The organism is Solibacillus sp. FSL K6-1523 (genome assembly GCF_038005225.1).
Lineage (GTDB): Bacteria > Bacillota > Bacilli > Bacillales_A > Planococcaceae > Solibacillus.
Genome location: NZ_JBBOSU010000001.1, coordinates 3,310,558 through 3,333,509, shown reverse-complemented (window position 1 = coordinate 3,333,509; position 22,952 = coordinate 3,310,558). Strand labels below are relative to the sequence as shown.

Genomic DNA, 22,952 nt, shown 5'->3' with positions numbered 1-22,952 from the left:
GAATAATGCAATATAATACAAGAATGTGGTATATTCACATTCTTGTATTTTTTTATTGAGTGCATATGAAACTAGAAAAATCAATGGAGATGAAATGATGAAAATTGCAATTGGTACAAAAAATAAGGCGAAAGTTGGTGCAGTAGAAGCGATCGTTTCACAATACTTTTCGGCTGTTCAATTTGAGTATATAGATGTTGCCTCTGAAGTATCGGTACAACCCTTTTCGAATGAGGAGACGAGACAAGGAGCAATTAATCGCGCGCGCAATGCACTGATAGCAACACAAGCAGATATTGGTTTTGGTTTAGAAGGTGGGGTAGAAGAAATTGATGGCGTGATGTATTGCTGTAATTGGGGAGCAGTTGCGTTAAAAGACGGAACAATTTTATCAAGTGCGGGCGCACAATTTGCATTACCTGAAAAAATTGCGATTGAATTACGCAGTGGTAAGGAACTTGGTCCGGTCATGGACGTCTATACAAATGAGAAGGATATAAGACAACATGCAGGAGCCATTGGAATTTTCACAAATGGTTTAATTGATCGTAAAGAGATGTTTGAACAAATTGTGAAGCTTCTAATCGGACAAATTTTATTTCATGAACGAACGAAATAACTTAAGAGATCACAAAAGTTGCAATTAGATAAAAAGAAAAATTATTATAGAAAAAACGAGTGAAGGTGAGGGAATTAAAATGAATCGCAAATGGGTTCATATTTTTGTCTTAAGTATCGTCATGTTAATTGTTTCTGGTTGTAATCAGTCTGTTGAGGAACAAGTATCAGCAGGTTTAGAAAATACAAAAACGACCTTTGAAAGTAAACCGAAAGAACCGAATGAAATGATTGGACAAATTGAATTATTTATCCCAAAAGGCTATGGCATTGAAAAAGGGATAGATGAGTTAAATTATACATTAGTGAATGGGAAAGATTCATATATATTATTTGTAAACCTCCATGAACCAAAGGATAGTCAATTGCATTATACGATATTAAAAGAGGATCCAAATATAAAAATTGTTCAAGAAGAAATATATAAGGCAGATGACATGTTTGGCTTTTCATCTGTGATCGAGCGCGAGGAAAAGCAATATGAGCTTGTTGTCAGTATTGGCGGTGTAAAATTGACAACACTTTCGGAAAACAAAAAAATCGATCAAAAATTACAGGAAATGATGGAAATTGTGCAATCTGTACGCACCATAGATTCATCCAAGTAACGAGCAAGGTATTTTTTATACTTTTTTGATACAATAAAATAATGATAGCAATATAGGAACGGTTCACTATGGTGGACCGTTTTCTACTGGTACATATAAGTAGAGGAGTGATGAAAATGGAATCTCCACAATTAGTCGCACAAATAAAAGAGCGATTAGGGGAAGCGACGTATTCGTTTACTTTTGATGAAAAGCACGATAAATTGCGCCTGGATCATAAAGTTATAGGAAAAGGAATGGATATTTCTTTAGCTGGAATTTTAGCAAAATATGAAACGAAAAAAGAGCAAGCAATTGATGAAATTATTTATACGATAAAACAAACGTTTTTGGCGATGGAACGTGAACAAAAAGAGGGGTTTTCGGGCCTTGCTGCAGTAAATCCAATCATTCGTTCGACTTCATTTCCGTTAAAATCAAATGAAGGACATGCGTTTATTACGACGGATCACACAGCGGAAACCCGTGTTTATTATGCGCTTGATTTAGGTACGACATATCGATTAATTGACGAGTCGATGCTTCCAAAGTTGGCGGTAACGGGGGAGCAAATACGAGAAGCTGCACGTTTTTCTGTAAAGAAATTACCGACCTCATTCAAACGTGATGAAGTTTCGGGCAATGTGTATTATTTTTTAAATCATAATGATGGGTACGATGCGAGTCGCATTTTAAATGAAGGCTTTTTGCAGGAGATGGCGCAGCAAATTGAAGGGGAAATGACGGTCTCTGTTCCACATCAAGACGTGTTAATTATTGGTGATATTCGCAATGAAGTAGGGTATGATGTATTAGCACAGATGACGATGCATTTCTTTACAGTTGGAGCGGTACCTATTACGTCGCTTTCGTTTGTTTATGAAAACGGTCATCTCGAACCAATCTTTATTTTAGCGAAAAACAAAGTGAAAAAGGAGCAAGAAGATTTATGAAAGTAGCATATAACAAACAATATGTCGGCGATGTTTTATTAGTTCAAATCGCAATGGAAGAAATTGTACAAACACAAATGGAGCGCATTGGCGATTTAGCCATTTTAAAAGAAGAAGCAACAGGTGAAGTGAAAGCATTTAACTTATTTAATGCAAGTAAATATATTGCATTAGATATTGTTGGTAATGTTGAGGTAACACCAGAACTTGTAGAAAAGTTACAAGCTGCAATCAAAGCAAACGGTGCAGATCTTACTTTAGATGTAGATTTTTCACCAAAGTTTGTTGTCGGATATGTAGAAACGAAAGAAAAACATCCAAATGCAGATAAATTAAGTGTATGCCAAGTAAACGTAGGTGAAGAAACATTACAAATCGTTTGTGGCGCACCAAATGTTGAAGCTGGTCAAAAAGTTGTCGTTGCAAAAGTTGGCGCGGTTATGCCATCTGGTTTATTAATTAAAGATGGTAATTTACGCGGCGAAGATTCTTTCGGTATGCTTTGTTCAGCTCGTGAGCTAGCAATACCTGATGCACCAGATGTTAAAGGGATTTTAGTGCTAGAGGACTCAGCAGAAGTAGGCAGTCCGTTCGAAATGTAAACTCGATAATTTGAATAAAAAGTCAGTGTGAGCTTATCCAATGTTCATACTGACTTTTTTATGTTGAAAAACATGTGTACAATGCCCATTTATCTCACTAAATATGATATGATTTTGAGGGATGTATTTTATAATAACACTGTAAAGACCACTGCAAAATTCAAACTTGTAGGGCGATGTTTTTTGAGAAAGAAGTGATGAACTTGAGTTGGATAAAAAATCAAATAAATAAATTTCTTTATAAGGATACAGAGGATGAATTTGAGGATGCTGAATATGAGCATTTTCCAGAAAATAAAAATGCGCAATATGAAGGACCAAAAGTAGTTCATGATACGCCGCAAACGAGCCGTACTGCATTCCGTTTCCCGTTAATTAATGATGAGGATGTTGTAGTGACAGAGCAGCCAAAGCAATCACAATATGAGCAGCCAAAGTATGAGCAACACAATAATATTTATAATAATGAAGATACCGGGGAATTTAAATTGCCGCAATATTTGCAAAAACCAGCACCTAATACCGTTTATGATGTAGAAGTATCTGGTATCCGTGATTTATTAGAGCGCCGTCGAAAAGGTCGTGGCCACTCCAATGTTATTCGTAGCCAAGATAGTATTGAGCGAAGAGCACAAGTGACAAAACCAGAACGTGAAATTTTACTAAAAAATCCAAAGCGTGAAGAACAAAAAATTAATAAGGAATTCGTAAATCCACTTGCCACTCGCAAACGATTTGTGCCGACAGATGTGCCGTCACCAGTACATGGATTTCAGAAGCCGACACCGATTGAAACATTACTAGAAGAACGACAACAACCTAATTCAAGTGAATTGCTACATAATGAAAGCGGTTCAGCTATAAACGAAAAGGTTGAAAACACGGTTGCCCCACGACCTGCTAATGAAGAAGTTATTGTACATAAGGAAAATACGGAAGCACCTAAAGTAGTACCGATTCAAGTAGAACAGCTTACGGAATTACAAACGATAATTGAAGAGGTAGCAGCGACAACGGTAGAACCAACGATAGAAAAAGAACCGATTGTATTAGAAGAGGAAGTAACCGATATACCGGCAGAAATTGTAAGTGAGCCGGTTTTATTAGAAAATCAAAGTACATTGCCGACTCAAGAAGAGGTAGTAGAGGAAGAATCGTTAAATGAAGTTCAGGTGAAGCATGTAACGATTGAAAATTCGACGATTCATATTGGGCAGTTAAATGTAGAGCAACCTTCACAAACGGAAGACGTACAAGTAGCGAATGAAGAGCATCAAATACCGCCACAATTACGTGAAAATACAGGAAGTCGAGTGCCATTTAATGTTGTCATGTTAAAATCCGACAAGCAAAAATTGATGGCTCGCCAATTGTATGGACAGCAAAATCTACAAGGACAGGTAACAGAAAGTACAAAAGTCCTAGAAATAAGTGACGAAAAATCCAACGAAAATGTACAAGTAAAAGCAGAAACACCGTTGTATGTGGAACGTGAAGAAACAAGTGAACCAATCATTGAACAGATGGATGAGCAAATAGAAATTGTTGCTGCTCCGTTGCAAGAAGCTATTGTACTGTCACCTGAAAGTGAACTGCCGCTAGAAAATAGCGAGCAATTCGAACACAGTAATGTACAGATGGAAGAACTAGTTACCGTAGAAACGGTGCAAATTGAAGACGCAAGTGAGTTCATACCAGAACAAATAGAGCTAGCTATGCCAGAAGAAGTCGTTGAAGAACAGATTGAAGAGCCCATTAAAGAACAAAGTGAAACGTTAGTTGAAGAAATAACGGAAGAACTTGTTGAAGATCAAACTCATGAACAGGTTAGCCTTCCAGTGCAGGAAATTGAGGACGTTCAAGAACTAAGTGAACCGATTCAACAAGCGGTAGAAGTGAAGAAATCCCCTTATGTGAAGCCGCCGTTAGACTTTTTAGTTCCACCAGAGGAAATGGTAGAGGACCGGGAGTGGATGGATGATCAGGGGGAGCGATTAGTCGAGGCGTTATCGTATTTCCAAATTCAAGCAAATATTGAATCGATCGTTCAAGGACCAGCTGTTACCCAATTTGAAATTACGGTCGGGCAAGGGACAAAGGTGAGTAAAGTACGTAATCTTGCAGATGATATTAAACTTGCTTTAGCAGCAAAAGATATTCGAATCGATGCGCCAATTCCAGGGAAGCGCTCGATTGGTATCGAAATTCCGAACCGTATTTCGCGAGCAGTGCGTTTGTCTGAAGTAACGGATTCGGATTCATTCTGCAATTCCGATTCACCTTTGGAAGCAGCGCTAGGCTTAGATTTAACTGGAAAGCCTGTAACGATTGATTTACGTAAAATGCCACATGGATTAATCGCAGGAGCAACAGGTTCTGGTAAATCGGTATGTATTAACTCCATTTTAGTGAGCTTATTGTATAAGTCGAATCCGAATGATTTGAAATTAATGTTAATCGATCCAAAAATGGTGGAATTAGCACCGTTTAATCATATTCCACACTTAGTAAGTCCAGTAATCACAGATGTTAAAGCTGCTACGGCTGCATTGAAATGGGCAGTGGAAGAAATGGAAAGACGTTATCAGTTATTTATGCATAGCGGTGCACGAAAAATTGAAGCATATAATAAAATGTGTGAAGAGAACGGTATGTATGCACAAAAGTTACCGTACTTATTAATTGTGATTGATGAGCTAGCAGACTTAATGATGATGTCCCCACAAGATGTGGAGGATAGTATTGTTCGCATTACACAAAAGGCCCGTGCTGCAGGTATTCATTTGATCGTTGCGACTCAACGTCCTTCTGTTGATGTTATTACTGGATTAATCAAATCGAATATCCCGACACGTATTGCCTTCTCCGTGTCATCGCAAATTGATTCTCGTACCATTTTAGATGCACAAGGCGCGGAACGATTACTTGGGCGTGGGGATATGTTATATTTAGGAAATGGAATGTCTGCCCCAACACGTATTCAAGGCACATTTGTAACAGATGATGAAATAGAAGAAATTATTGAATATGTTCGTGATCAAGGTGAGCCAGAATATATTTTCAAACAAGAAGAGTTGTTAAAACGTTCAGAAGCTGTAGAAGAACAAGATGAGCTGTTTGAAGAAATATGCCGATTTGTTTTTGAACAAGGTTCGGTATCTACATCTTTATTACAACGTCGCTATAAAATCGGCTACAATCGCGCGGCTAGATTGATTGACATGTTAGAAAGTCAAGGATTTGTATCGGAACCAAAAGGGAGTAAGCCAAGAGATGTTTTTATTACTGAAGAGGATTTAGCTGTCCAATTTGGAGACTAAAGAGCTAGTAAATGAGCGGTATTAATTTTTAGAATTGTCGTTCATTTATCGTTTTGAGCAAATAGTGCTATAATAAATTAAACTTGTTTCAGCATAAGCACCCTCTGTTATTGAATGCAGGGGAATGCCTTGAAACAACAATGAATAAAATATAGATGATTCAATGGGATCTTAGTATCCTAGGAGGTTTTTACAAAATGACACGATATCATTTTACAGGTATTAAAGGTTCGGGTATGAGCCCACTTGCGCAAATTTTATTTGATTCTGGTGAAGAAGTGCAAGGTTCAGATGTAGAAACGTATTATTTTACAGAGCAGCCTTTACGTGACCGTGGTATTAAAATTTTAACTTTTGATGAAAATAATATAGAACCAGGTTTAACAATTATTGCGGGAAATGCTTTTTCTGATGACCACCCAGAGCTTGTGCGCGCGCGCGAATTAGGTTTGGAAATCATTCGCTATCATAAGTTTTTAGGGGAGTATAGCAACCGCTGTACATCGATTGCGATTACAGGTGCACATGGAAAAACGTCAACAACTGGGCTAATGAGTCATGTAATTGGCGGCTATATGCCAACATCGTTTTTAATTGGAGATGGTACTGGAGCGGGTACAGAAGATGCGTCTTATTTTGTTATGGAGGCATGTGAATACCGCCGACACTTCTTAGCGTATCATCCAGATTATGCAGTAATGACGAATATTGATTTTGATCATCCCGATTATTTTAAAAATATCGAAGACGTATACGACGCATTCCAATCATTGGCTTTACAAGTAAATAAAGCGATTATTGCATGTGGTGATGACGAGCAATTACAAAAAATCCAAGCAAATGTCCCTGTTGTTTATTACGGCTTCGGCCAAGAAAATGATTTTGCCGCACGCAATATTGTGAAAACAACAAAAGGTACAGAATTTGAAGTATATGTCCGTAATGAATTGTATAGTAAGTTTTTCATCCCATTATTCGGTGACCATACGATTTTAAATTCATTAGCCGTTATTTCTCTGTGCCATTATGAAGGGATTCCAGCGAATTTAATTCAAGAGCGTCTCAACACGTATGGTGGGGTAAAACGACGATTTACGGAAACGACGATTGGTGACAATGTGTTAGTGGATGATTATGCACATCATCCAACAGAAATCGCTGCGACACTTCAATCAGCTCGTCAAAAATATCCGGACCGTGAAGTCGTAGCCATTTTCCAACCGCATACATTTACACGAACTCAAGCATTCCTGCAAAACTTTGCGGACAGCTTAAGTGGTGCGGATGCGACTTATTTATGTGATATTTTTAGTTCAGCTCGCGAAAAACAAGGTGAATTAACAATTACAGATTTAAGTAATCTAATCGAACGCAGTGAAGTGCTGCAAATAGAAACGATTTCGCACCTGCAAAAGCATAAACATGCCGTATTCCTATTCATGGGTGCTGGCGACGTACACAAATATCAAGATGCTTTTGAAGCACTATTGAAAGAGGGAACAGCTTAATCCATTACGGATAGGCTGTTTTTCTTCAATCGAATTGTTTTACAAATATATTTCGAAAACAAGTTAGTTGGAGCCGTGCCTGCGGAAAGCGTCCGGACCGAAATGGAAATCAACTTCCCCCTTTTTAGGGTAACTTTTGAAAAAGGGATTCTTTAGTTAATTACAAATAGTTAAGTTCCTTTACATAATATTGTTTTAGCTCTAAAATGAATGGGAATTATGGAAAAAGTAGATAATAGGTAGTGACAACTTTAAAGAAGGATTGTCACTATTTTTGTCGAATAATTATAGAGGGACAAGATGGAGGAGGTCATCAGATGGAGTTAGTACTTTATATTGCTGCTTTAATCGCAGCAGTCGGATTTTTAGTATTAAGTATAAGTATTGGTATGACAATGTTCTCATTGAAGAACACTTTAAATTCAATCGCTGGGACAGTAGCCGGGATTGAAGGTCAAATGGAAGGTATTACTCGCGAAACGACATCGCTATTAACAAAAACTAATAATTTGGCTGACGATATTTCAGATAAGTCTGAGAAGTTAAATTCAGTTATCCATGCTGTGCAAGGTGTTGGTGAATCCGTAAATGGCTTAAATACATCTGTACAACGCATTACAAATTCAATTTCAACAGAAGTTCAAAAAAATGAAGAAAAAATAGCACAAGTTGTTCAATGGAGTAATGTGGCAATGGGTATTGCAGAACAATGGCGTCAACGTAAACCGATTGATCAAGATGAAGTGATTTTTACGAGTACAAAAACAAATGAAACACCCGCAGGAATGGAAACAAAATCAAAGTTTGGCTTCTTAAAACGCAAGTAAGCATAGTTTTGTTGATAAGGGGGAGAGTGAATTATGTCTGAAAAGCAAGTTGCTGTAAACGTACCTCAAGATTATACGCATATTAACGAATCGATTTATGGAGAGGAGACAATACAGTTGAAAGATTTCATTCTCGGTGCCTTTGTAGGCGGTATTGTAGGCGCAGCTGCCGCATTACTTCTAGCACCAAAAGCAGGTAGTGAATTAAGAAGTGACGTTGCAATCCAAGCCGTTACGTTGAAAGAAAAAGGTGTAGAGTTTTCGGGAACAGCAAAAGAAAAAACAACTCAAATTTCGCACCAATTAAAAGAGCAATCAACAAATTTAGTAGAAAAAGTTAAGGCAAAAACGGCCAAACAACCACCTGCTCTTGATGATGGAACGGTGTCGTTTGAAGGGGAAGAGCCATTAGAATCAATGAAAGATGCAGTTGATAAGGTTGTAACAGAGGTGACAGAAAGTATTTCAGAAGTCGCAAATTCAACTCGCCATACATCTATAGAGTAGTACAGGTAACAACAGATAAAAAACGCACCATTTCACAAAAGTTGAAATGGTGCGTTTTGATTTTATTGAAGTGCCGTGTTTTACATTTTTAAAGAATGCTCAATTAACTGAATTTCCAATTGATCCCCACCGAAAATTTCTGCATCAAATGAAGACGGTTGGCCATTGCGTAAAATGGTAAACGAACCTTTAAAGGCGGTAGGTAATTGCCAAGATGAAAAGCGGAATACATCTTGATAAATCCACCTGCTTGTATCTTTTTCTAAAATTTTAATTGTTGCTCCATTTGGTACTGTCGCATGTTTTTCTACGACTTTTCCGTTAACAAAAAACTCCCGTGCCGTTTTTACAAGCTCAACTTGTTCCTTTTGGAATGAAACAACAGCTTTTTCTTCAAGCAATAAATTAAGCTCGTTTGCAATCATGTCAGCAGTAGGTAATTGAAGCTCTTCAAATGTAATAACATCTCCATTTTGAATCGGATACTTTAGTTTACCAGGCTTACCATTGACAAATAACTGAGATGAAAACTCTGGTAAGTGGACGGGCTTGCCATCAATATGAACAAAGTAGGAACCGAGTTGATGTAATGGCAGTAGGTTATCAGTATGTTTAAATGCCGCTTCAATCGTCTCAACGGTTTCAACTTCGATAACATCACGGTCTTCTAATATCGCGTCCAGGTACACTACCTTGCCATTTACATATACTTTCGGTTCAATCTTAAACGGTGTGTTTTGAATCGTGACAGATTTCACAGAGGCGTTATCAATTATATCTTTTACATTGACCGTTGCATCTTTTCCGTCCATTCCAGCAGTCAGCTCGATTTGGTCGCCATTTTTAACGAGTGATTTTGTCGAGGCTAGTTGTCCATTTAATAAAATTTGCGCAGGTTTCCCATGTTCACCTGGAACAAAGATACTTTGACCGTTTACTGTGATAGACAAACCATGACCAGGTTTCCCGTAAAGTTGTTTCGCTCGAATATTTGCGGCTAAAAAGGCATCCCCGACAGTCATTTCTTTTAGCTCAAATAGCCGAACAACTTGTTCATTTACAGAAAGTGACATGTAGTGAATAGGAGATTTTTGTGCAGCAATAGCGATACCAATCGGTGTCACGAGCTCCGGTGTTACCGCAATATTTTCATCGCGTGTTAAATTTTGAATGGCATCAATTCCTCGAACAGCTACTCGATTTGCGGGCAATCCTAAAATATTGCCAAGCTCCTCAGGTAAATTCGGCGTTAAACTGCCTCCACCGACTAGCATCACCGCTTTTGGGGCAACATTATTATTAAGGCGTAAAATTTCTTTCCCAATCGATTCAGCTAAGTTTTGGATTGCAGGATAGATGGCTTTTAAAACATCGGCATGAGGGAAATATTGATCGAAACCTAAAATATCTTGAATTAAAATTTCTTGTGCTGCATGCATTTGACGCTTTGCCATTTCTGCAACTGGGAAGTCGAGTAAATAATGGTCACTCAGCGCTTCTGTAATCTCATCCCCAGCAGTCGGCACCATTCCGTAGGCAACAACCGTACTATTATCCGTAATGGCAATGTCGGATGTGCCAGCGCCAATATCGACAAGTGCAACATTTAATCGACGCATTGTAGGTGGGATAAGAACATTGATTGCTGCAATCGGTTCTAGCGTAAGTGCATCCATTTCTAAGTCGGCTCGTTTTAGTGCTGCGAGTAAAGATTCAATAACGACGCGCGGTAAGAAAGTAGCAATGACTTCAATCGTAGCCTCGTCACCTTGTTGGTCTAATAAGCTACCGATTTCCTCACCATCTAAACGGTAGTACAACACAGAATATCCAACGCAGTAATAATGATTGGATTTTGCATCTTCTTTTTGTTGCAAAAGCTGCTGCTGTGCTTGCTGAACCGCTTGTAACTCTAAACGGTTAATATCTTCTTCAGTAAAAATAGGGCGGTTTTTAATCGGAATTGTGACGCTTGCTTGCTCTGTTTTTAAAGCACGACCAGCTGCAGCTACACTTACTTTTGTTAAAGGACCATGCTGAGCTTCTAATTCCTTCTTTATTGCTTGAATCAGTTCGGCTACATAGAGAACATTATGTATTTGACCATCGACCATTGCGCGTTCTTTATGTTCCTTTACTAAAATATCTGAAACATGGTAATGGTCGTCGTGCTGTTCTAAAATAATGCCGACTACAGAGCGCGTACCAATGTCCAAAGCAAATAATTTATTCGTCATATGAAAACGCTTCCTTCCATGCAATTCCTACGTTTTAACTTTAGCGAGTTGAAGCGCTAAATTAAAAATGCGTGACATTCTATCATTAGTTGATTATAATAAGATTATTATTTTAAAATGTATCATACTTTTATAGTAACTGAAAGTGCCGGATACGAGGAAGAGGGGAACAAGAGATGGGTCAACAAGATTTAGAAAGCTTACGTAGTCAGATTGATGGTTTAAACTTAGAAATTTTACGTTTAATTAATGAACGTGCTACAGTAGTTGAAGAAATTGGTAAAATTAAAGAAAAGCAGGGCGTTAATCGATACGATCCTCTACGTGAACGTCACATGTTAGATTTAATTAAAGAGAATAATAATGGTCCTTTAAACCAAATGACGGTTGATTTTATTTTCAAACAAATCTTTAAGACAGCTTTAAAACAACTTGAAGCCGAAAAGAAAAAAGAGCTACTTGTTTCACGTAAAGAAAAATCAGAAGATACTGTCATTAATGTAAATGGCGATTTAATTGGTTCTGGGGCACCTTCCTTTGTATTCGGACCGTGTGCAGTGGAATCTTATGAGCAAGTGGCAGCAGTTGCCGCAACTATTAAAGAAAAAGGCTTAAAATTAATTCGTGGTGGCGCATACAAGCCGCGTACATCACCATATGATTTCCAAGGTTTAGGATTAGATGGTTTGAAAATTTTAAAACAAGTTTCAGATGAATACGGTTTAGGTGTAGTGACAGAAATCGTAACGCCATCTGATTTAGATCATGCATTAGATTACATTGATGTCATTCAAATCGGTGCGCGTAATATGCAAAACTTTGAATTATTAAAAGCAGCAGGTGCTACGAATAAGCCAGTATTATTAAAACGTGGTTTAGCTGCGACAATTGATGAATTCATTCATGCGGCAGAATACATTATGTCAAAAGGCAATGAAAACATTATCCTTTGCGAACGTGGTATTCGTACGTACGAAAGAGCGACACGAAATACACTAGATATTTCAGCTGTGCCAATTTTAAAGCAAGAGACACATTTACCGGTAATGGTAGACGTAACGCACTCAACGGGTCGCCGTGATTTATTATTACCATGTGCAAAAGCAGCGATTGCCATTGGTGCAGACGGTGTGATGGCAGAAGTGCATCCAGATCCATCAATTGCACTATCTGACCAACAACAACAAATGGATATCCCAACGTTCAATGCTTTCTATGAAGAAATTCAAAAATTCATGAAGCAATATGAAGTATCTAAATAAGTGAAACTCAAATCTCTAAGTCAATCGGGCTTAGAGATTTTTTTATTAATAACTTTATGGCTTGGCTAGATATAATAAAATAGTTTTCTGCAAATTTTAAGAGAAGAATAAAAAAGGCTAAATCCAATATAATAAAAAGAGATTCCATTAAACATTCTGTGGAAGTCCTACTAGATACAATAGGTTTATTCATTTACCTTTAAACTATTTAATGTTAAGCTAGTTATCATTAGCAGAATGTAAGCAGCATACAATCAATTATGGTAGACGATAGATCAATTATGTTAAGATAATGATTAAAAAGGTTAGGTTTTCAAATGGAAAAAAAGAGTATTTTTCAATTAATTCATACGATTGAGCAAATGAATAATCAAAATATTATTCATTTCACAGCAAGGTTCCCTTATCCAATCGGTGTGTCACCTGTTTTAGTATTAGCTGAGCTACGAACAAAGGGACCAAGAAAGCAAGTAGAACTAGCAGAAGTTCTCGGCTACACAAAAGGTGCCATGACGAGTATTGCCAATAAATTAGTAGCGCTCGGTTTGGCGGAGCGAATGTATGATGCGTCGGATCGCCGAATCATTCAACTTTGTATAACAGACAAAGGGAATGAAGCTTTTTCTGTGGCACAAAAAATTGGTGAAGAGATGTACTTGGATTTATTCCAAACATTTACCCCAGATGAACTTACAACCTATTTGTCGTTACAACAAAAGCTATTAAACAGTGCGAAAAATAAAGTTGGAAAATAACGTGAAGGAGTGCTATCTTATGGTAGCGCTTTTTTTGATTGAAGATATTAGGTGTATTAATTGAAAGTGGAAATGAAAGTATTATATGATATGTATATCTATCATATAGTGCTATTGTGAAATGGCGCTATAAATAAAAAAAGGGGGGATTTCTTTGACTGTCACAATTTATGATGTAGCACGTGAGGCAAATGTATCAATGGCAACGGTGTCTCGAGTAGTAAATGGTAATCAAAATGTAAAGCCTGCAACAAGAAAGAAAGTATTAGATGTTATTGAACGATTAGAATATCGACCAAACGCCGTGGCACGCGGTTTGGCAAGTAAAAAAACAACGTCAGTCGGCGTCATCATCCCGGATATTTCCAATAATTTAAATGCGGAGTTAGCAAGAGGAATTGAAGATATCGCAACGATGTATCGCTATAATATTATTTTGGCCAATTCAGATCAAAACGAAGAAAAAGAATTATCCCTTTTAGATACAATGCTAGGTAAACAAGTAGATGGCATTGTGATGATGAGTGATGAAGTAACAGCAAATATTCAACGAGCAGTGGAAGCATGCTCTGTGCCGATTGTATTAGCAGGTTCTATTAGCTTAACGGAAAAGGTAGCATCGGTTAATATTGATTATTACACGGCAACGTATGAAGCAATTCAATTATTTATCCAGCACGGTCATGAACGAATTGCATTTGTTTCAGGTCCATTAAAACATACGGTCAATGGTCAGCAAAAATTACAAGCGTATTTAGATGTGTTACAAAAGGCTGGAATTGAGCTAGATGATTCATTAATCGTTGCAGGGGATGATTCTTATGATGATGGTTTAGAAAGCTGGGAAACATTAAGCCAACTAAAAAATCCACCTACTGCAATATTTGTAGGAAATGATGAGTTAGCAATTGGCCTTGTCCACGGCATGCAAGATAGCGGCAAACAAGTTCCTGAAGACATAGAAGTAATTAGCTTTGGAAACTCGAAGCTTGCCCGCATGGTTCGTCCACAGCTAACGAGCGTTGTCTTACCGCTTTACGATATCGGAGCAGTTGCGATGCGTTTATTAACGAAGTATATGAATAAAGAAGATGTAGAAGAGCAAAAGGTTATTTTGCCACATCGAATCGAAATGCGCGACTCTACTCGAAAATAATATCAAACTCCCCATTCATCGAAATTTTCATATGAATGGGGAGTTTTTTGTGGTGGAGTTGGAATCACAGGCTAGTAAATATTTTAGGTGCTATCACGTTTTTAGTATGAGAAGGGTTTTATCATTATCCGACAGAAGACTTCCACTTCAAGGAATGTGTAGGGCATAGCCCAATAAGTAAGTGGGAGATGAATGTCGGTAGGCGGTAGCCTAAAGTTTTTTCTTACACTTGCGAACGTATATTCTGTTTGATAGAATGTAAGAAATGGAGGTGAACCGATTGTTGACGTATAAAGCGTATAAATTCCGTCTCTATCCGACAAAGGAACAGACGACATTGATTAATAAAACAATAGGCTGTTGTCGCTACATTTTCAACCATTGTCTTGCTGAGTGGCAAGCCACATACAAGGAAACAGGTAAAGGCTTGTCGTATGGAAAATGCTCCGCGATGCTGCCAACATTAAAAAAACAAGAAAAAACAAGCTGGCTAAAAGAAGTAGATAGCATTGCCCTTCAAACAACAGTACGACATTTAGCGGATAGCTATGACCGTTTTTTCAAACAACAAAACGAAGCACCGCGTTTTAAATCGAAGAAAAACCCCACACAAAGCTATACGACAAAAATGACGAATGATAATATAAAAATAATCAAAGGCCGCATCCAACTCCCAAAACTAGGTCATGTGAAATTCGCAAAATCCAAAGAAATTACAGGGAAAATCATGAGCGTAACCATTAGAAGAAGCCCCACAGGTAAGTATTTCATCGCAGTTTTAGCTGAAACGGACGTCCAAGCATACCCAAAAACAATGAAAAATGTCGGCATTGATGTTGGTCTCAAAGAATTCGCGAAATTATCTGATGGTACAACCTACGCCAACCCGCAGTTTTTCCGTAAGCTAGAGGAAAAATTAGTAGAAGAACAACGCATTTTAGCCTGTAAAAAAGAGGGGGCAATCAAACGAAACTGTCCATTAGATGAAGCGAAAAACTATCAAAAACAGCGCATAAAAGTAGCAAAAATTCATGAGAAAATCCACAATGCACGGCACGATTACTTACACAAAATATCCACTGAAATTGTCAAAAATCACGACATCATTGGAATTGAAGATTTGCGTGTTAGTAAGATGCAAAAGAATCCCCAACTTGCCAAGGCTATTAGTGACGCGGGCTGGTCAGAATTCGCGCATATGCTCGAGTACAAAGCACAATGGCACGACAAACAGGTGATTCGAGTAGGTAAAACATTTGCCTCCAGCCAGCTTTGTTCACATTGTGGCTATCAACATAAAGCCGTAAAGAATCTCGCTATCCGAACATGGACGTGTCCAAACTGTCATACGCAACATGACCGAGATCTTAACGCAAGCATCAATATTCTACAAGAAGCATTAAGGCTTCAAACCGTAGGGACTACGGGGATTGCTCGGTGAATCTCCATCTAAAAGGGGTTTCAGTCAAGAATCTCCCTCCTCTAAGCGATAGCGTAGGTGGGAGTAGTTCAAAAATGAACTTAGCGGGATCTTTCATTTAGGTGCGGTAGATATGGTGAAGGAATGTGAATTTATTGAAGAATTAGTTGGTCGGTTGCTTAGTGAAAAAGTGAAGGTTCAATGCAATACTTATGAAGATAAAGATACTACTTATTATTTCGGTCTCCAATCAATTCGTGAAGATTTACCACAATCAATTAAAATGACGAACGAAGAAATTATCACGAATTTGCTTGGTTGAATTTTAATCAACTAGAAAGTCGATGAATAGACTTATATTATGCGATTTCATTATTGATGAGGAAATTTAGGGAGCCTATAATTGAATTAACTGAAAAAACATACGATTAGGAGTGGGTTTATGCAAAAAATACACATTGAAAATCAATTAACAGAACACGCAAAAAAGGTAAGTCGTATCGTTACTCATGACAAAATGGACGTTTTAAATATTCAACTGCGCGCTGGAGAACAAATCCCAGAGCATAATGCGAAAGATATTGTTGTCATTAATGTGCAAAAAGGTGAACTAAAACTTAATGTAGAAGGCGTGGACCATCTGTTAACGAATGACGACTTTTTAATGATGGAGCCGCTAGAAATGCATAGTCTTGAAGCGGTTACAGATGTTAGTGTAATCGTCATGAAAGTACATGTTTGATTGTAGTAAATCACGAAGTCACGCCATTAGGAAGAGATGTAATGGCGTGGCTCAATTACTTCTCGCCCTTTTCATTAATCGCAGCGGTTTTTCCGAAGTAAAATGAAACAATTGAAATGATGACTGTTTGAATAAAATTCGTTTCTAGCTCGCCCATCACCGAAAGGACAAAGAATAATAATACCGAAACTAACGCAATAATTTTCCTTACTTCTAATAATGAAGTTAGCTTGTTTCTCATTCACTAACACCTCGCTTAATTGAAAACAATTCATAGCTAAACGAAACATCCAATTACAATTACTATATTGATAAATGTCGAATTTTGTCACCGATGTTGAAATTCGATAAATCTAAGGTAAGGAATAACATTTACTTGAAGATGAAAAGACTTTTTGAATATATAAGTTCAACAAAAGTTTCTATCTTTTCATTGTAAGAATTCTAATAAGGATTCTCATAAAATATGCGCTAGGTTGGGCTGGCTAAGCACATGAGGCGCACAGCTTTGTTGTACAAATCTGTACGACTCATCTGTGTGCGCATGTAGCAGGCCAGCTCCTAAAAAAGTTTTCCGTTCTATAAAAGCTACCTCAATTGAGTGCGTCGCTGCCGTGGGAGGCGACGTATCCTGATTTAGATTTTCATTCTAAAGGGATGTTAGTTTCATAAGTTGGACCTATATAGCCAATCCCTTTGCCATCAAGGGGTTGGCTATTTTAGTGTAATCGATGTACATAAACCATTTTCATTTCAAATAATAAATTTTTACTTAAAAATAAAAATGATGTCACAAAACAGCTTTATGAATTGTTATAAGGATAATAAGGGGAGGTGAGCCTGTGGAGGAAATTGATATTGGGGAAATGTTCGTTAATGGCGGAGAAGAGGAATTGGAAGAAATAATCGACCTTTATGGTGAAAAACTGCTTCGCTATGCAACGGCAATACTATGTGACTATCATGAAGCGGAAAATATTGTACAGGAAGTTTTTCTTTCCGCCTATCAAAACCGTGTGATGTTTGATGGTAATAACTTATCCGCATGGTTGTATAAAATTACATATAATCGCTGTTTAAATCAAATTAAAAAGCGAAAGTTCCTATTTTTCAATGAAATTCTTAGCGAATTCGTGGTACCTGAGAATGATAAAGGTTTCAGTGACGAAACGATGCGTGCTTTACAGAAACTAAAGCCAAAAGAACGTGTTTTAGTATATGGAAGGATTATGGATGGACAAAGCTACGAGGAATTAGCCGAGCTTACAGGAAGTTCACCAGCTGCATTACGCAAACAATATCAACGGGCAAAGGATAAATTAGTTAAATATCTTAATGTTGAATATGGTAGAAAGGAGTCTAACTATGGGCAAATTTGATAAGGACGAACAACAAATACATAAGATGTTTTCTGAGATGAAGGTGGATGCAAGTAAACTTACAGAACAGGTTAAAAGTAGGTTGCATGAGGAAAGTACGATTCGACCTGTTAAACAGCATAGAAGGTGGACAAGGCCGACCGTTGCAGCGATCGTCATGTCGTTAATGTTAGTTGTTAGTGTAACGGCTGCAGCAGTAGGAAACTTTGATTGGTTTATCGAAAGGTTTAATCCTTCTTTTAGTCAGGTAATTGAGCCAGTTGAAGCCCAAATAGATGACAAAGGAATCCGAATGGAAGTAATAGGTGCGCAAAAATATGATAATCAGGCAATTATTTACCTTTCGCTTCAGGATATAACAGGTCAAAATAGGTTGACGGAACAGACGAACTTTCAAGATGGCTTCAGTGTGAAAATGCATGAAAATGAAGAGGGTTTTTCCAGCTTGTCAACGAGCCAAAAGATGCTTTATTTTAATGAAGATACGAATACAGTTTATTATGAGTATAATATAACGGCTGATCCAAACTCACCATTAGCAGATCCACTGGAAGTTGACAGCTCTCGCATTTACTTTGATGAAAATAGATATACAGACACACCGATTTCCATAGCACTTGCAGAAGTTGAAGGAGCGGAAACACAGCCTATTAAAGAATCACAAATTTGGGGAGGGAAGACATTTAAGGGAGATGAAATTCCCTCTTTAAAGGACATACTTGTGCCAGGAAATTATGCAGACATGCCTCATGGTGAAAAAGATCAATGGGTTTCAGCGATTGGTGTAATAAATGGGAAACTGCATGTGCAAATAGGGAAGGTTTTCCCTAAGGAATTTGGTCCTAGTGATGCCCATCTTACTTTAAAGGGTCCGGATGGTAATTTAGAAAATGCTGATTATAGTAACGTATTTCTTGCAGATGAGGGAAATAATATACTTGATGCTGAAAATTACGGTTCTGATGATGTTCAGTATAAATATGAAGAATTTGTGTTTTCTATAAAAAGTGAAGATTTGAGTAAATATGCTATTTGTTATTCGGGTTTCGTTCATGCAGGGGTTGAAGGCAACTGGAAAGTAGCAGCAAATTTAAGTAATCCGAATTCTGATATGCATACTTGGAAAAGTAATATTTTAGTTGAAGATCATCTTTTTGAATATTTAACGCTCAGTCCTCTAGGGGTACAAGTAATTGGTACTTTTAAAGGGGAGGATTCCATGGCTAGTCAAATGTTACTCGAAGTTGAAACGGTAGATGGTATTATCCTATTGGAAGGTGGTTCAGGAGGCTATAGCTCTGAAAAATTTACGTTCGATGCAAGTTGGAATACGGAGGAACCGCTCGACGTTACTAAAGCTACAGTGATTATTGTAAATGGCATACGTATACCGATTAAATAACAAGATGATTAATAGTAAAATAAAAGCTCCATTTCGATAAATTAAAAGCCCTTGATTTCGGATAAATCAAGGGTTTTAACATTATACATTCGCTTGTTCCTGATATTGAATATTGCATCATGTTGAACTCCATAATTATATTAATACCTCTGCAAAATACTCCCTTATTATGTATAATGGTGAGACGAAAATGAATACGAGGGGGATTCAATTGTGCTAAATCCACTAAAATACGGTGATAAAATTGGTGTTTTTTCGCCTTCTTCAGCAGCATCTGTTTCAGCGAAAAAAAGATATGAAAGAGGTAAGGCATATCTTGAACAAAAAGGTTTTCATATTGTTGAAGGTAATTTAACGGGTAAAAGTGATATGTATCGCTCAGGAAGTCCTAAAGAAAGAGCGGCAGAATTAAATCAATTGCTTAGAAATCCATCCATTTCAATGATTATTTCGATGATAGGTGGTACAAATTCTAATAGTATGTTGCCTTATATAGACTATGATGCATTTAAGAAAAATCCAAAATTAGTCGTTGGTTATTCAGATGCAACCGCTATTTTACTGGCGCTCTATGCGAAAACAGGAATACCGACATACTATGGTCCATCGCTTGTGGCTTCTTTTGGTGAGTTTGAGCCACTCGTACATGACACATATTCTTATTTTGAAAAATATTTTTGTGTTCCGCAAGTAATACCATATGAACTTGAAATGCCGAAATATTGGTCAGATGAAAAAGTTAATTGGCTAGACTATACCGGAAAAAAGACATTATATGAAAATAAATGGCTCGGTATAAATGAGGGCATAGCAGAAGGTCGATTAATTGGTGGAAATAACAACGCAATGTACGGCTTTATTGGCACACCTTATTTTCCTGAAGTTCAACAAGGTGATATTTTACTTATAGAGGATACTACAAAAGATGCTGCAACAGTTGAAAAAAATCTTGCTATGCTAAAGCTTCACGGTATTTTTGATAAGGTTTCCGGTATTATTCTTGGAAAGTATGAACAATATAATGATTTAGGAACTGGACGAAAGCCACTAGATCTATTATTAGAGCAATTGGATGGAAAACATGTACCAATACTCGCTAATTTTGATAGTTGTCATACGCATCCGATGATTCCATTAGCCATCGGTAAAAAGGTGCGAATCGATACTTATCATAATAAAGTTCTATGTATTGAGGAATGGATATAATGACTAGACATTCTTGCTAAATACATAACAAAAGAAAACACCTTTACCGCATCAATTGTGAATGTGGTAAAGGTGTTTTATGATCCAATTGGAACCGTCTAGGCGTTTTATTTCACTAACAAAGTCGAGCAGTTCGCATTTTTCGTTACATATGTACTCACACTGCCAAATACCATCTCATGCATTGGGTTTAGTCCGCGACATCCGATGACAACTAAATTGACTTTATTGTCATTCGCATAGTTTGAAATCATGCGACCAGCATGACCATGGGCAATTACGACTTTATAGTTGGCATGATTATTCTTTACAAGTTCTTCTTCACGGGCAAACTTTACGCGGTAATCTTGCTCTAGATTATCTAAAGTACCCGCATGAACAGCTTGTGAAGTAATACCTTCTGTTGAAATAACTGAAATAATCTCAATGAGTGAATCGGCTGCTGCAATATTTACCGCATCCTGTGCTGCGCGGAATGAATTATCTGAACCATCAACTGCAAGTAAAATATGTTTATACATGGAAAATCCCCCTATTCTAGTATGATGCTATTATAGTATAAGGTTGAATATTTTTGGGTCATTCTTCTTTTTTTAATTAAAAAGCTATACCATCTTTGTCGAAAGAGTGTATAGCCAGTCATTTACTATGATCGATTCTTTTCAGTGCGAATCATATGTAGTGCCTTCGCAAGCATTTGTGCATTTTTTTCTTGGATTTCTGCCTTTCGAGGGATTGCCTCATAAAGCGGAAAGGGATCGTCCCACGTAGGAATAAGTGGTACGGGAGATTCAGGTTGCCATTTATCTAGCCAAGCTTGTGGCAAAGATCCGGATGGTTCTTGTTGATCCGTCATTTCCGTCCAAATATAAGACCATGCCCGTGGAACAACGCGCCAAATATCATAGCCACCCCCACCAACTGCAATCCATCGTCCCCCGCAATATTCATGTGCGAGCTTATGTGCAAGCTTTGGGATTTCTCTATAAATATTCATCGTTCCGTATAAGTGCGTGAGCGGATCAAAATAATGAGCATCTGCGCCATTTTGAGTGAGTACCACATCCGGTTTGAAAAACTCGAATACTTCACGCATCGATTGCTCATATATATCTAGAAAACTCTCATCCTCGGTAAATGCATCAACAGGGAAGTTAAAAGAAGTACCATAACCTTCACCGTTGCCGCGCTCGGTAATATTTCCTGTACCTGGGAATAAATAACGACCTGTTTCATGGATAGACAATGTGCAAACGTTCGGATCATCATAAAATGACCATTGTACCCCATCACCATGATGTGCATCAGTATCTACATACAGGACACGTAGACCGTATTTTTCTTGAATATATTTGATTGCAACGCTGCTATCATTGTAAATGCAAAATCCAGAAGCGCGGCCACGGAAACCATGGTGTAAACCTCCGCCAAGATTAAGCGCGTGCTGTGCTTTTCCTTGCAAAACATAATCTACTGCCTGGAGTGTACCCCCCACAAGTAATGCGCTTGCCTCATGCATATTTGGAAATATCGGTGTATCTTCTGTCCCGATACCAAAAGGTTCCCCTTGTTTAGCAGTTAACTCTCCGTGACCCGCTTTTTTGACGATTTCAATATATTGCGGATCATGTGCTAGTGCGATTTCTTCATCTGTTGCCATGCGTGCTGGAATAATATCATCATCGCTTAGTGCATGAATATTTTTTAATAAATCAATCGTTAAGTGTAATCGTTTATGGTTGAATGGGTGTGTGTCCGAAAATTTGTAATTTAATTGGTCTGGTGAATATACAAAAACCGCTTTTTTCATAGCGTGACGCCAGGAAGATTTGGCCACAGCACATTGTATCCTTGCTGACGTAAATCTTCAATAATTGAAAGTGGGTTAATAACTTGTAATCGGACACTTAAAATACGCGTATTCGTACTTTCACCATCTGGGTGGACCAAAACACTTAAAACGTTTGCTTTATGATCATTAAATATTTTTGAAATCTCAAATAACATGCCAGGTTTATCTGTAACACGAATATCAATTTTAGAGCCAGGTTTATTGGCACCAGTTAATTCGATATAGGTATACAGTAAGTCTGTTGTTGTGACAATCCCTACAAGTTCGCCAGCTGTCACAATCGGCATGCAACTAATTTTAGATTCATAAAAAGTAAGGGCGATTTCCTCGACAAAATCTAAAGGATGGCCAACAATTGGATTTTTCGTCATAATGCTATCGATTGGCGCATCAAATAATGAAGAATCTGGTACCTCTCGAGCTGGGTAAACATTTTTAATATCGCGTTCTGTAATAATACCGATTACACATTTTTGCTCATCAATAATTGGTAAATGGCGGATTTTGTGCTCACGCATTAATTGATAGGCTTCTCGAATTGTATTGTTCGGCGACAGTGTATGTATTTCCGTATTCATAATTTCTTCGACAATCATTATTCAATCCCCTTTGTGATAAG

At 37.7% G+C, this 22,952-nt stretch carries 22 protein-coding genes; 17 read left to right on the top strand and 5 right to left on the bottom strand.

Annotation, left to right across the window (positions count from 1 at the left end; translation table 11 throughout):
* Positions 1-97 precede the first annotated feature (97 nt).
* The 8 genes from MHI10_RS16040 (at position 98) to MHI10_RS16005 (ending at position 8,922) form a co-directional block, all read left to right on the top strand.
* Complete coding sequence (locus MHI10_RS16040; RefSeq protein ID WP_340787195.1) at positions 98-619, top strand: DUF84 family protein; 522 nt, start codon at positions 98-100, stop codon at positions 617-619.
* A 79-nt stretch (positions 620-698) separates the two neighbouring features.
* The gene (locus tag MHI10_RS16035; protein WP_340787192.1) at positions 699-1,226 is read left to right on the top strand and encodes a hypothetical protein; all 528 of its coding nucleotides are present in this window, start codon (positions 699-701) and stop codon (positions 1,224-1,226) included.
* 116 nt (positions 1,227-1,342) lie between these two features.
* Entirely contained in the window at positions 1,343-2,158 is an 816-nt protein-coding gene (locus tag MHI10_RS16030) for a DUF1444 domain-containing protein (RefSeq protein ID WP_340787190.1), read from the top strand.
* Complete coding sequence (ytpR, locus tag MHI10_RS16025; RefSeq protein WP_340787188.1) at positions 2,155-2,760, top strand: YtpR family tRNA-binding protein; 606 nt, start codon at positions 2,155-2,157, stop codon at positions 2,758-2,760. Before MHI10_RS16030 ends, ytpR begins: the two co-directional genes overlap by 4 nt.
* Positions 2,761-2,963: 203 nt before the next feature.
* Positions 2,964-6,080 carry a DNA translocase FtsK gene (locus MHI10_RS16020; RefSeq protein ID WP_340787187.1) on the top strand — a complete coding sequence of 1,039 codons (3,117 nt, stop codon included), beginning with the start codon at positions 2,964-2,966 and terminating at the stop codon, positions 6,078-6,080.
* Between the two features lie 197 nt (positions 6,081-6,277).
* Positions 6,278-7,588: a UDP-N-acetylmuramate--L-alanine ligase gene (murC, locus tag MHI10_RS16015; RefSeq protein ID WP_340787185.1), complete on the top strand. Its 1,311-nt coding sequence runs from the start codon at positions 6,278-6,280 to the stop codon at positions 7,586-7,588.
* A 317-nt stretch (positions 7,589-7,905) separates the two neighbouring features.
* Positions 7,906-8,415, top strand: coding sequence for a DUF948 domain-containing protein (locus MHI10_RS16010; protein ID WP_340787183.1), 510 nt, complete (start codon positions 7,906-7,908; stop codon positions 8,413-8,415).
* A 33-nt stretch (positions 8,416-8,448) separates the two neighbouring features.
* Positions 8,449-8,922 (top strand): YtxH domain-containing protein, encoded by a 474-nt coding sequence (locus tag MHI10_RS16005; protein ID WP_340787182.1) that lies wholly within the window; start codon positions 8,449-8,451, stop codon positions 8,920-8,922.
* A gap of 80 nt (positions 8,923-9,002) precedes the next feature.
* Here the strand turns inward: MHI10_RS16005 and MHI10_RS16000 are convergent, their stop codons facing one another.
* Positions 9,003-11,159: a cell division protein FtsA gene (locus MHI10_RS16000; RefSeq protein ID WP_340787179.1), complete on the bottom strand. Its 2,157-nt coding sequence runs from the start codon at positions 11,157-11,159 to the stop codon at positions 9,003-9,005.
* Between the two features lie 176 nt (positions 11,160-11,335).
* On the opposite strand from MHI10_RS16000, the gene MHI10_RS15995 reads away from it, so the two are divergent.
* From MHI10_RS15995 to MHI10_RS15970, 6 genes are all read left to right on the top strand, one after another.
* Positions 11,336-12,421 carry a bifunctional 3-deoxy-7-phosphoheptulonate synthase/chorismate mutase gene (locus tag MHI10_RS15995; protein ID WP_340787178.1) on the top strand — a complete coding sequence of 362 codons (1,086 nt, stop codon included), beginning with the start codon at positions 11,336-11,338 and terminating at the stop codon, positions 12,419-12,421.
* A 317-nt stretch (positions 12,422-12,738) separates the two neighbouring features.
* Positions 12,739-13,176, top strand: coding sequence for a MarR family winged helix-turn-helix transcriptional regulator (locus tag MHI10_RS15990; RefSeq protein ID WP_340787176.1), 438 nt, complete (start codon positions 12,739-12,741; stop codon positions 13,174-13,176).
* Between the two features lie 154 nt (positions 13,177-13,330).
* On the top strand, positions 13,331-14,332 hold the full coding sequence (gene ccpA, locus MHI10_RS15985) for a catabolite control protein A (protein ID WP_340787173.1): 1,002 nt from the start codon (positions 13,331-13,333) through the stop codon (positions 14,330-14,332).
* Positions 14,333-14,612: 280 nt separating this feature from the next.
* A complete protein-coding gene (gene tnpB, locus MHI10_RS15980; protein ID WP_340787170.1) occupies positions 14,613-15,773 on the top strand; it encodes an IS200/IS605 family element RNA-guided endonuclease TnpB in 1,161 nt (386 codons plus the stop codon).
* Between the two features lie 112 nt (positions 15,774-15,885).
* The gene (locus tag MHI10_RS15975) at positions 15,886-16,074 is read left to right on the top strand and encodes a hypothetical protein (protein WP_340787168.1); all 189 of its coding nucleotides are present in this window, start codon (positions 15,886-15,888) and stop codon (positions 16,072-16,074) included.
* A gap of 120 nt (positions 16,075-16,194) precedes the next feature.
* Positions 16,195-16,494, top strand: coding sequence for a hypothetical protein (locus MHI10_RS15970; RefSeq protein ID WP_340787166.1), 300 nt, complete (start codon positions 16,195-16,197; stop codon positions 16,492-16,494).
* Positions 16,495-16,549: 55 nt separating this feature from the next.
* Here MHI10_RS15970 and MHI10_RS15965 read toward each other — a convergent pair whose 3' ends face one another.
* Positions 16,550-16,735, bottom strand: a complete 186-nt coding sequence (locus tag MHI10_RS15965; RefSeq protein ID WP_340787164.1) for a hypothetical protein — start codon at positions 16,733-16,735, stop codon at positions 16,550-16,552.
* A gap of 601 nt (positions 16,736-17,336) precedes the next feature.
* Between MHI10_RS15965 and MHI10_RS15960 the strand changes: the two genes are divergently transcribed.
* The 3 genes from MHI10_RS15960 to MHI10_RS15950 all read left to right on the top strand — a co-directional run bounded on the left by MHI10_RS15960 (position 17,337) and on the right by MHI10_RS15950 (position 20,481).
* Entirely contained in the window at positions 17,337-17,873 is a 537-nt protein-coding gene (locus MHI10_RS15960; protein WP_340787162.1) for an RNA polymerase sigma factor, read from the top strand.
* On the top strand, positions 17,860-19,275 hold the full coding sequence (locus tag MHI10_RS15955; RefSeq protein WP_340787160.1) for a hypothetical protein: 1,416 nt from the start codon (positions 17,860-17,862) through the stop codon (positions 19,273-19,275). Before MHI10_RS15960 ends, MHI10_RS15955 begins: the two co-directional genes overlap by 14 nt.
* Positions 19,276-19,488: 213 nt before the next feature.
* Positions 19,489-20,481 (top strand): S66 family peptidase, encoded by a 993-nt coding sequence (locus tag MHI10_RS15950; protein ID WP_340787158.1) that lies wholly within the window; start codon positions 19,489-19,491, stop codon positions 20,479-20,481.
* 107 nt (positions 20,482-20,588) lie between these two features.
* Here the strand turns inward: MHI10_RS15950 and MHI10_RS15945 are convergent, their stop codons facing one another.
* From MHI10_RS15945 to MHI10_RS15935, 3 genes are all read right to left on the bottom strand, one after another.
* Positions 20,589-21,002, bottom strand: coding sequence for a universal stress protein (locus MHI10_RS15945; protein WP_340787156.1), 414 nt, complete (start codon positions 21,000-21,002; stop codon positions 20,589-20,591).
* A 125-nt stretch (positions 21,003-21,127) separates the two neighbouring features.
* Positions 21,128-22,291: an acetoin utilization protein AcuC gene (locus MHI10_RS15940; RefSeq protein WP_340787155.1), complete on the bottom strand. Its 1,164-nt coding sequence runs from the start codon at positions 22,289-22,291 to the stop codon at positions 21,128-21,130.
* Positions 22,288-22,929: an acetoin utilization AcuB family protein gene (locus MHI10_RS15935; RefSeq protein WP_340787153.1), complete on the bottom strand. Its 642-nt coding sequence runs from the start codon at positions 22,927-22,929 to the stop codon at positions 22,288-22,290. Before MHI10_RS15935 ends, MHI10_RS15940 begins: the two co-directional genes overlap by 4 nt.
* Between the last annotated feature and the right edge of the window lie 23 nt (positions 22,930-22,952).

Excerpts from the sequence above, each read along its gene's own strand:
- MHI10_RS16035 (WP_340787192.1), top strand. The coding sequence starts at position 699 with ATGAATCGCAAATGGGTTCATATTTTTGTCTTAAGTATCGTCATGTTA.
- MHI10_RS16030 (WP_340787190.1), top strand. The coding sequence starts at position 1,343 with ATGGAATCTCCACAATTAGTCGCACAAATAAAAGAGCGATTAGGGGAA.
- ytpR (WP_340787188.1), top strand. The coding sequence starts at position 2,155 with ATGAAAGTAGCATATAACAAACAATATGTCGGCGATGTTTTATTAGTT.
- MHI10_RS15935 (WP_340787153.1), bottom strand. The coding sequence starts at position 22,929 with ATGATTGTCGAAGAAATTATGAATACGGAAATACATACACTGTCGCCG.
- murC (WP_340787185.1), top strand. The coding sequence starts at position 6,278 with ATGACACGATATCATTTTACAGGTATTAAAGGTTCGGGTATGAGCCCA.
- MHI10_RS16005 (WP_340787182.1), top strand. The coding sequence starts at position 8,449 with ATGTCTGAAAAGCAAGTTGCTGTAAACGTACCTCAAGATTATACGCAT.
- MHI10_RS15990 (WP_340787176.1), top strand. The coding sequence starts at position 12,739 with ATGGAAAAAAAGAGTATTTTTCAATTAATTCATACGATTGAGCAAATG.
- MHI10_RS15965 (WP_340787164.1), bottom strand. The coding sequence starts at position 16,735 with ATGAGAAACAAGCTAACTTCATTATTAGAAGTAAGGAAAATTATTGCG.
- MHI10_RS15975 (WP_340787168.1), top strand. The coding sequence starts at position 15,886 with ATGGTGAAGGAATGTGAATTTATTGAAGAATTAGTTGGTCGGTTGCTT.
- MHI10_RS15955 (WP_340787160.1), top strand. The coding sequence starts at position 17,860 with ATGGGCAAATTTGATAAGGACGAACAACAAATACATAAGATGTTTTCT.
- MHI10_RS16010 (WP_340787183.1), top strand. The coding sequence starts at position 7,906 with ATGGAGTTAGTACTTTATATTGCTGCTTTAATCGCAGCAGTCGGATTT.
- MHI10_RS15995 (WP_340787178.1), top strand. The coding sequence starts at position 11,336 with ATGGGTCAACAAGATTTAGAAAGCTTACGTAGTCAGATTGATGGTTTA.
- MHI10_RS16040 (WP_340787195.1), top strand. The coding sequence starts at position 98 with ATGAAAATTGCAATTGGTACAAAAAATAAGGCGAAAGTTGGTGCAGTA.
- MHI10_RS15970 (WP_340787166.1), top strand. The coding sequence starts at position 16,195 with ATGCAAAAAATACACATTGAAAATCAATTAACAGAACACGCAAAAAAG.
- MHI10_RS15945 (WP_340787156.1), bottom strand. The coding sequence starts at position 21,002 with ATGTATAAACATATTTTACTTGCAGTTGATGGTTCAGATAATTCATTC.
- MHI10_RS16000 (WP_340787179.1), bottom strand. The coding sequence starts at position 11,159 with ATGACGAATAAATTATTTGCTTTGGACATTGGTACGCGCTCTGTAGTC.
- MHI10_RS15940 (WP_340787155.1), bottom strand. The coding sequence starts at position 22,291 with ATGAAAAAAGCGGTTTTTGTATATTCACCAGACCAATTAAATTACAAA.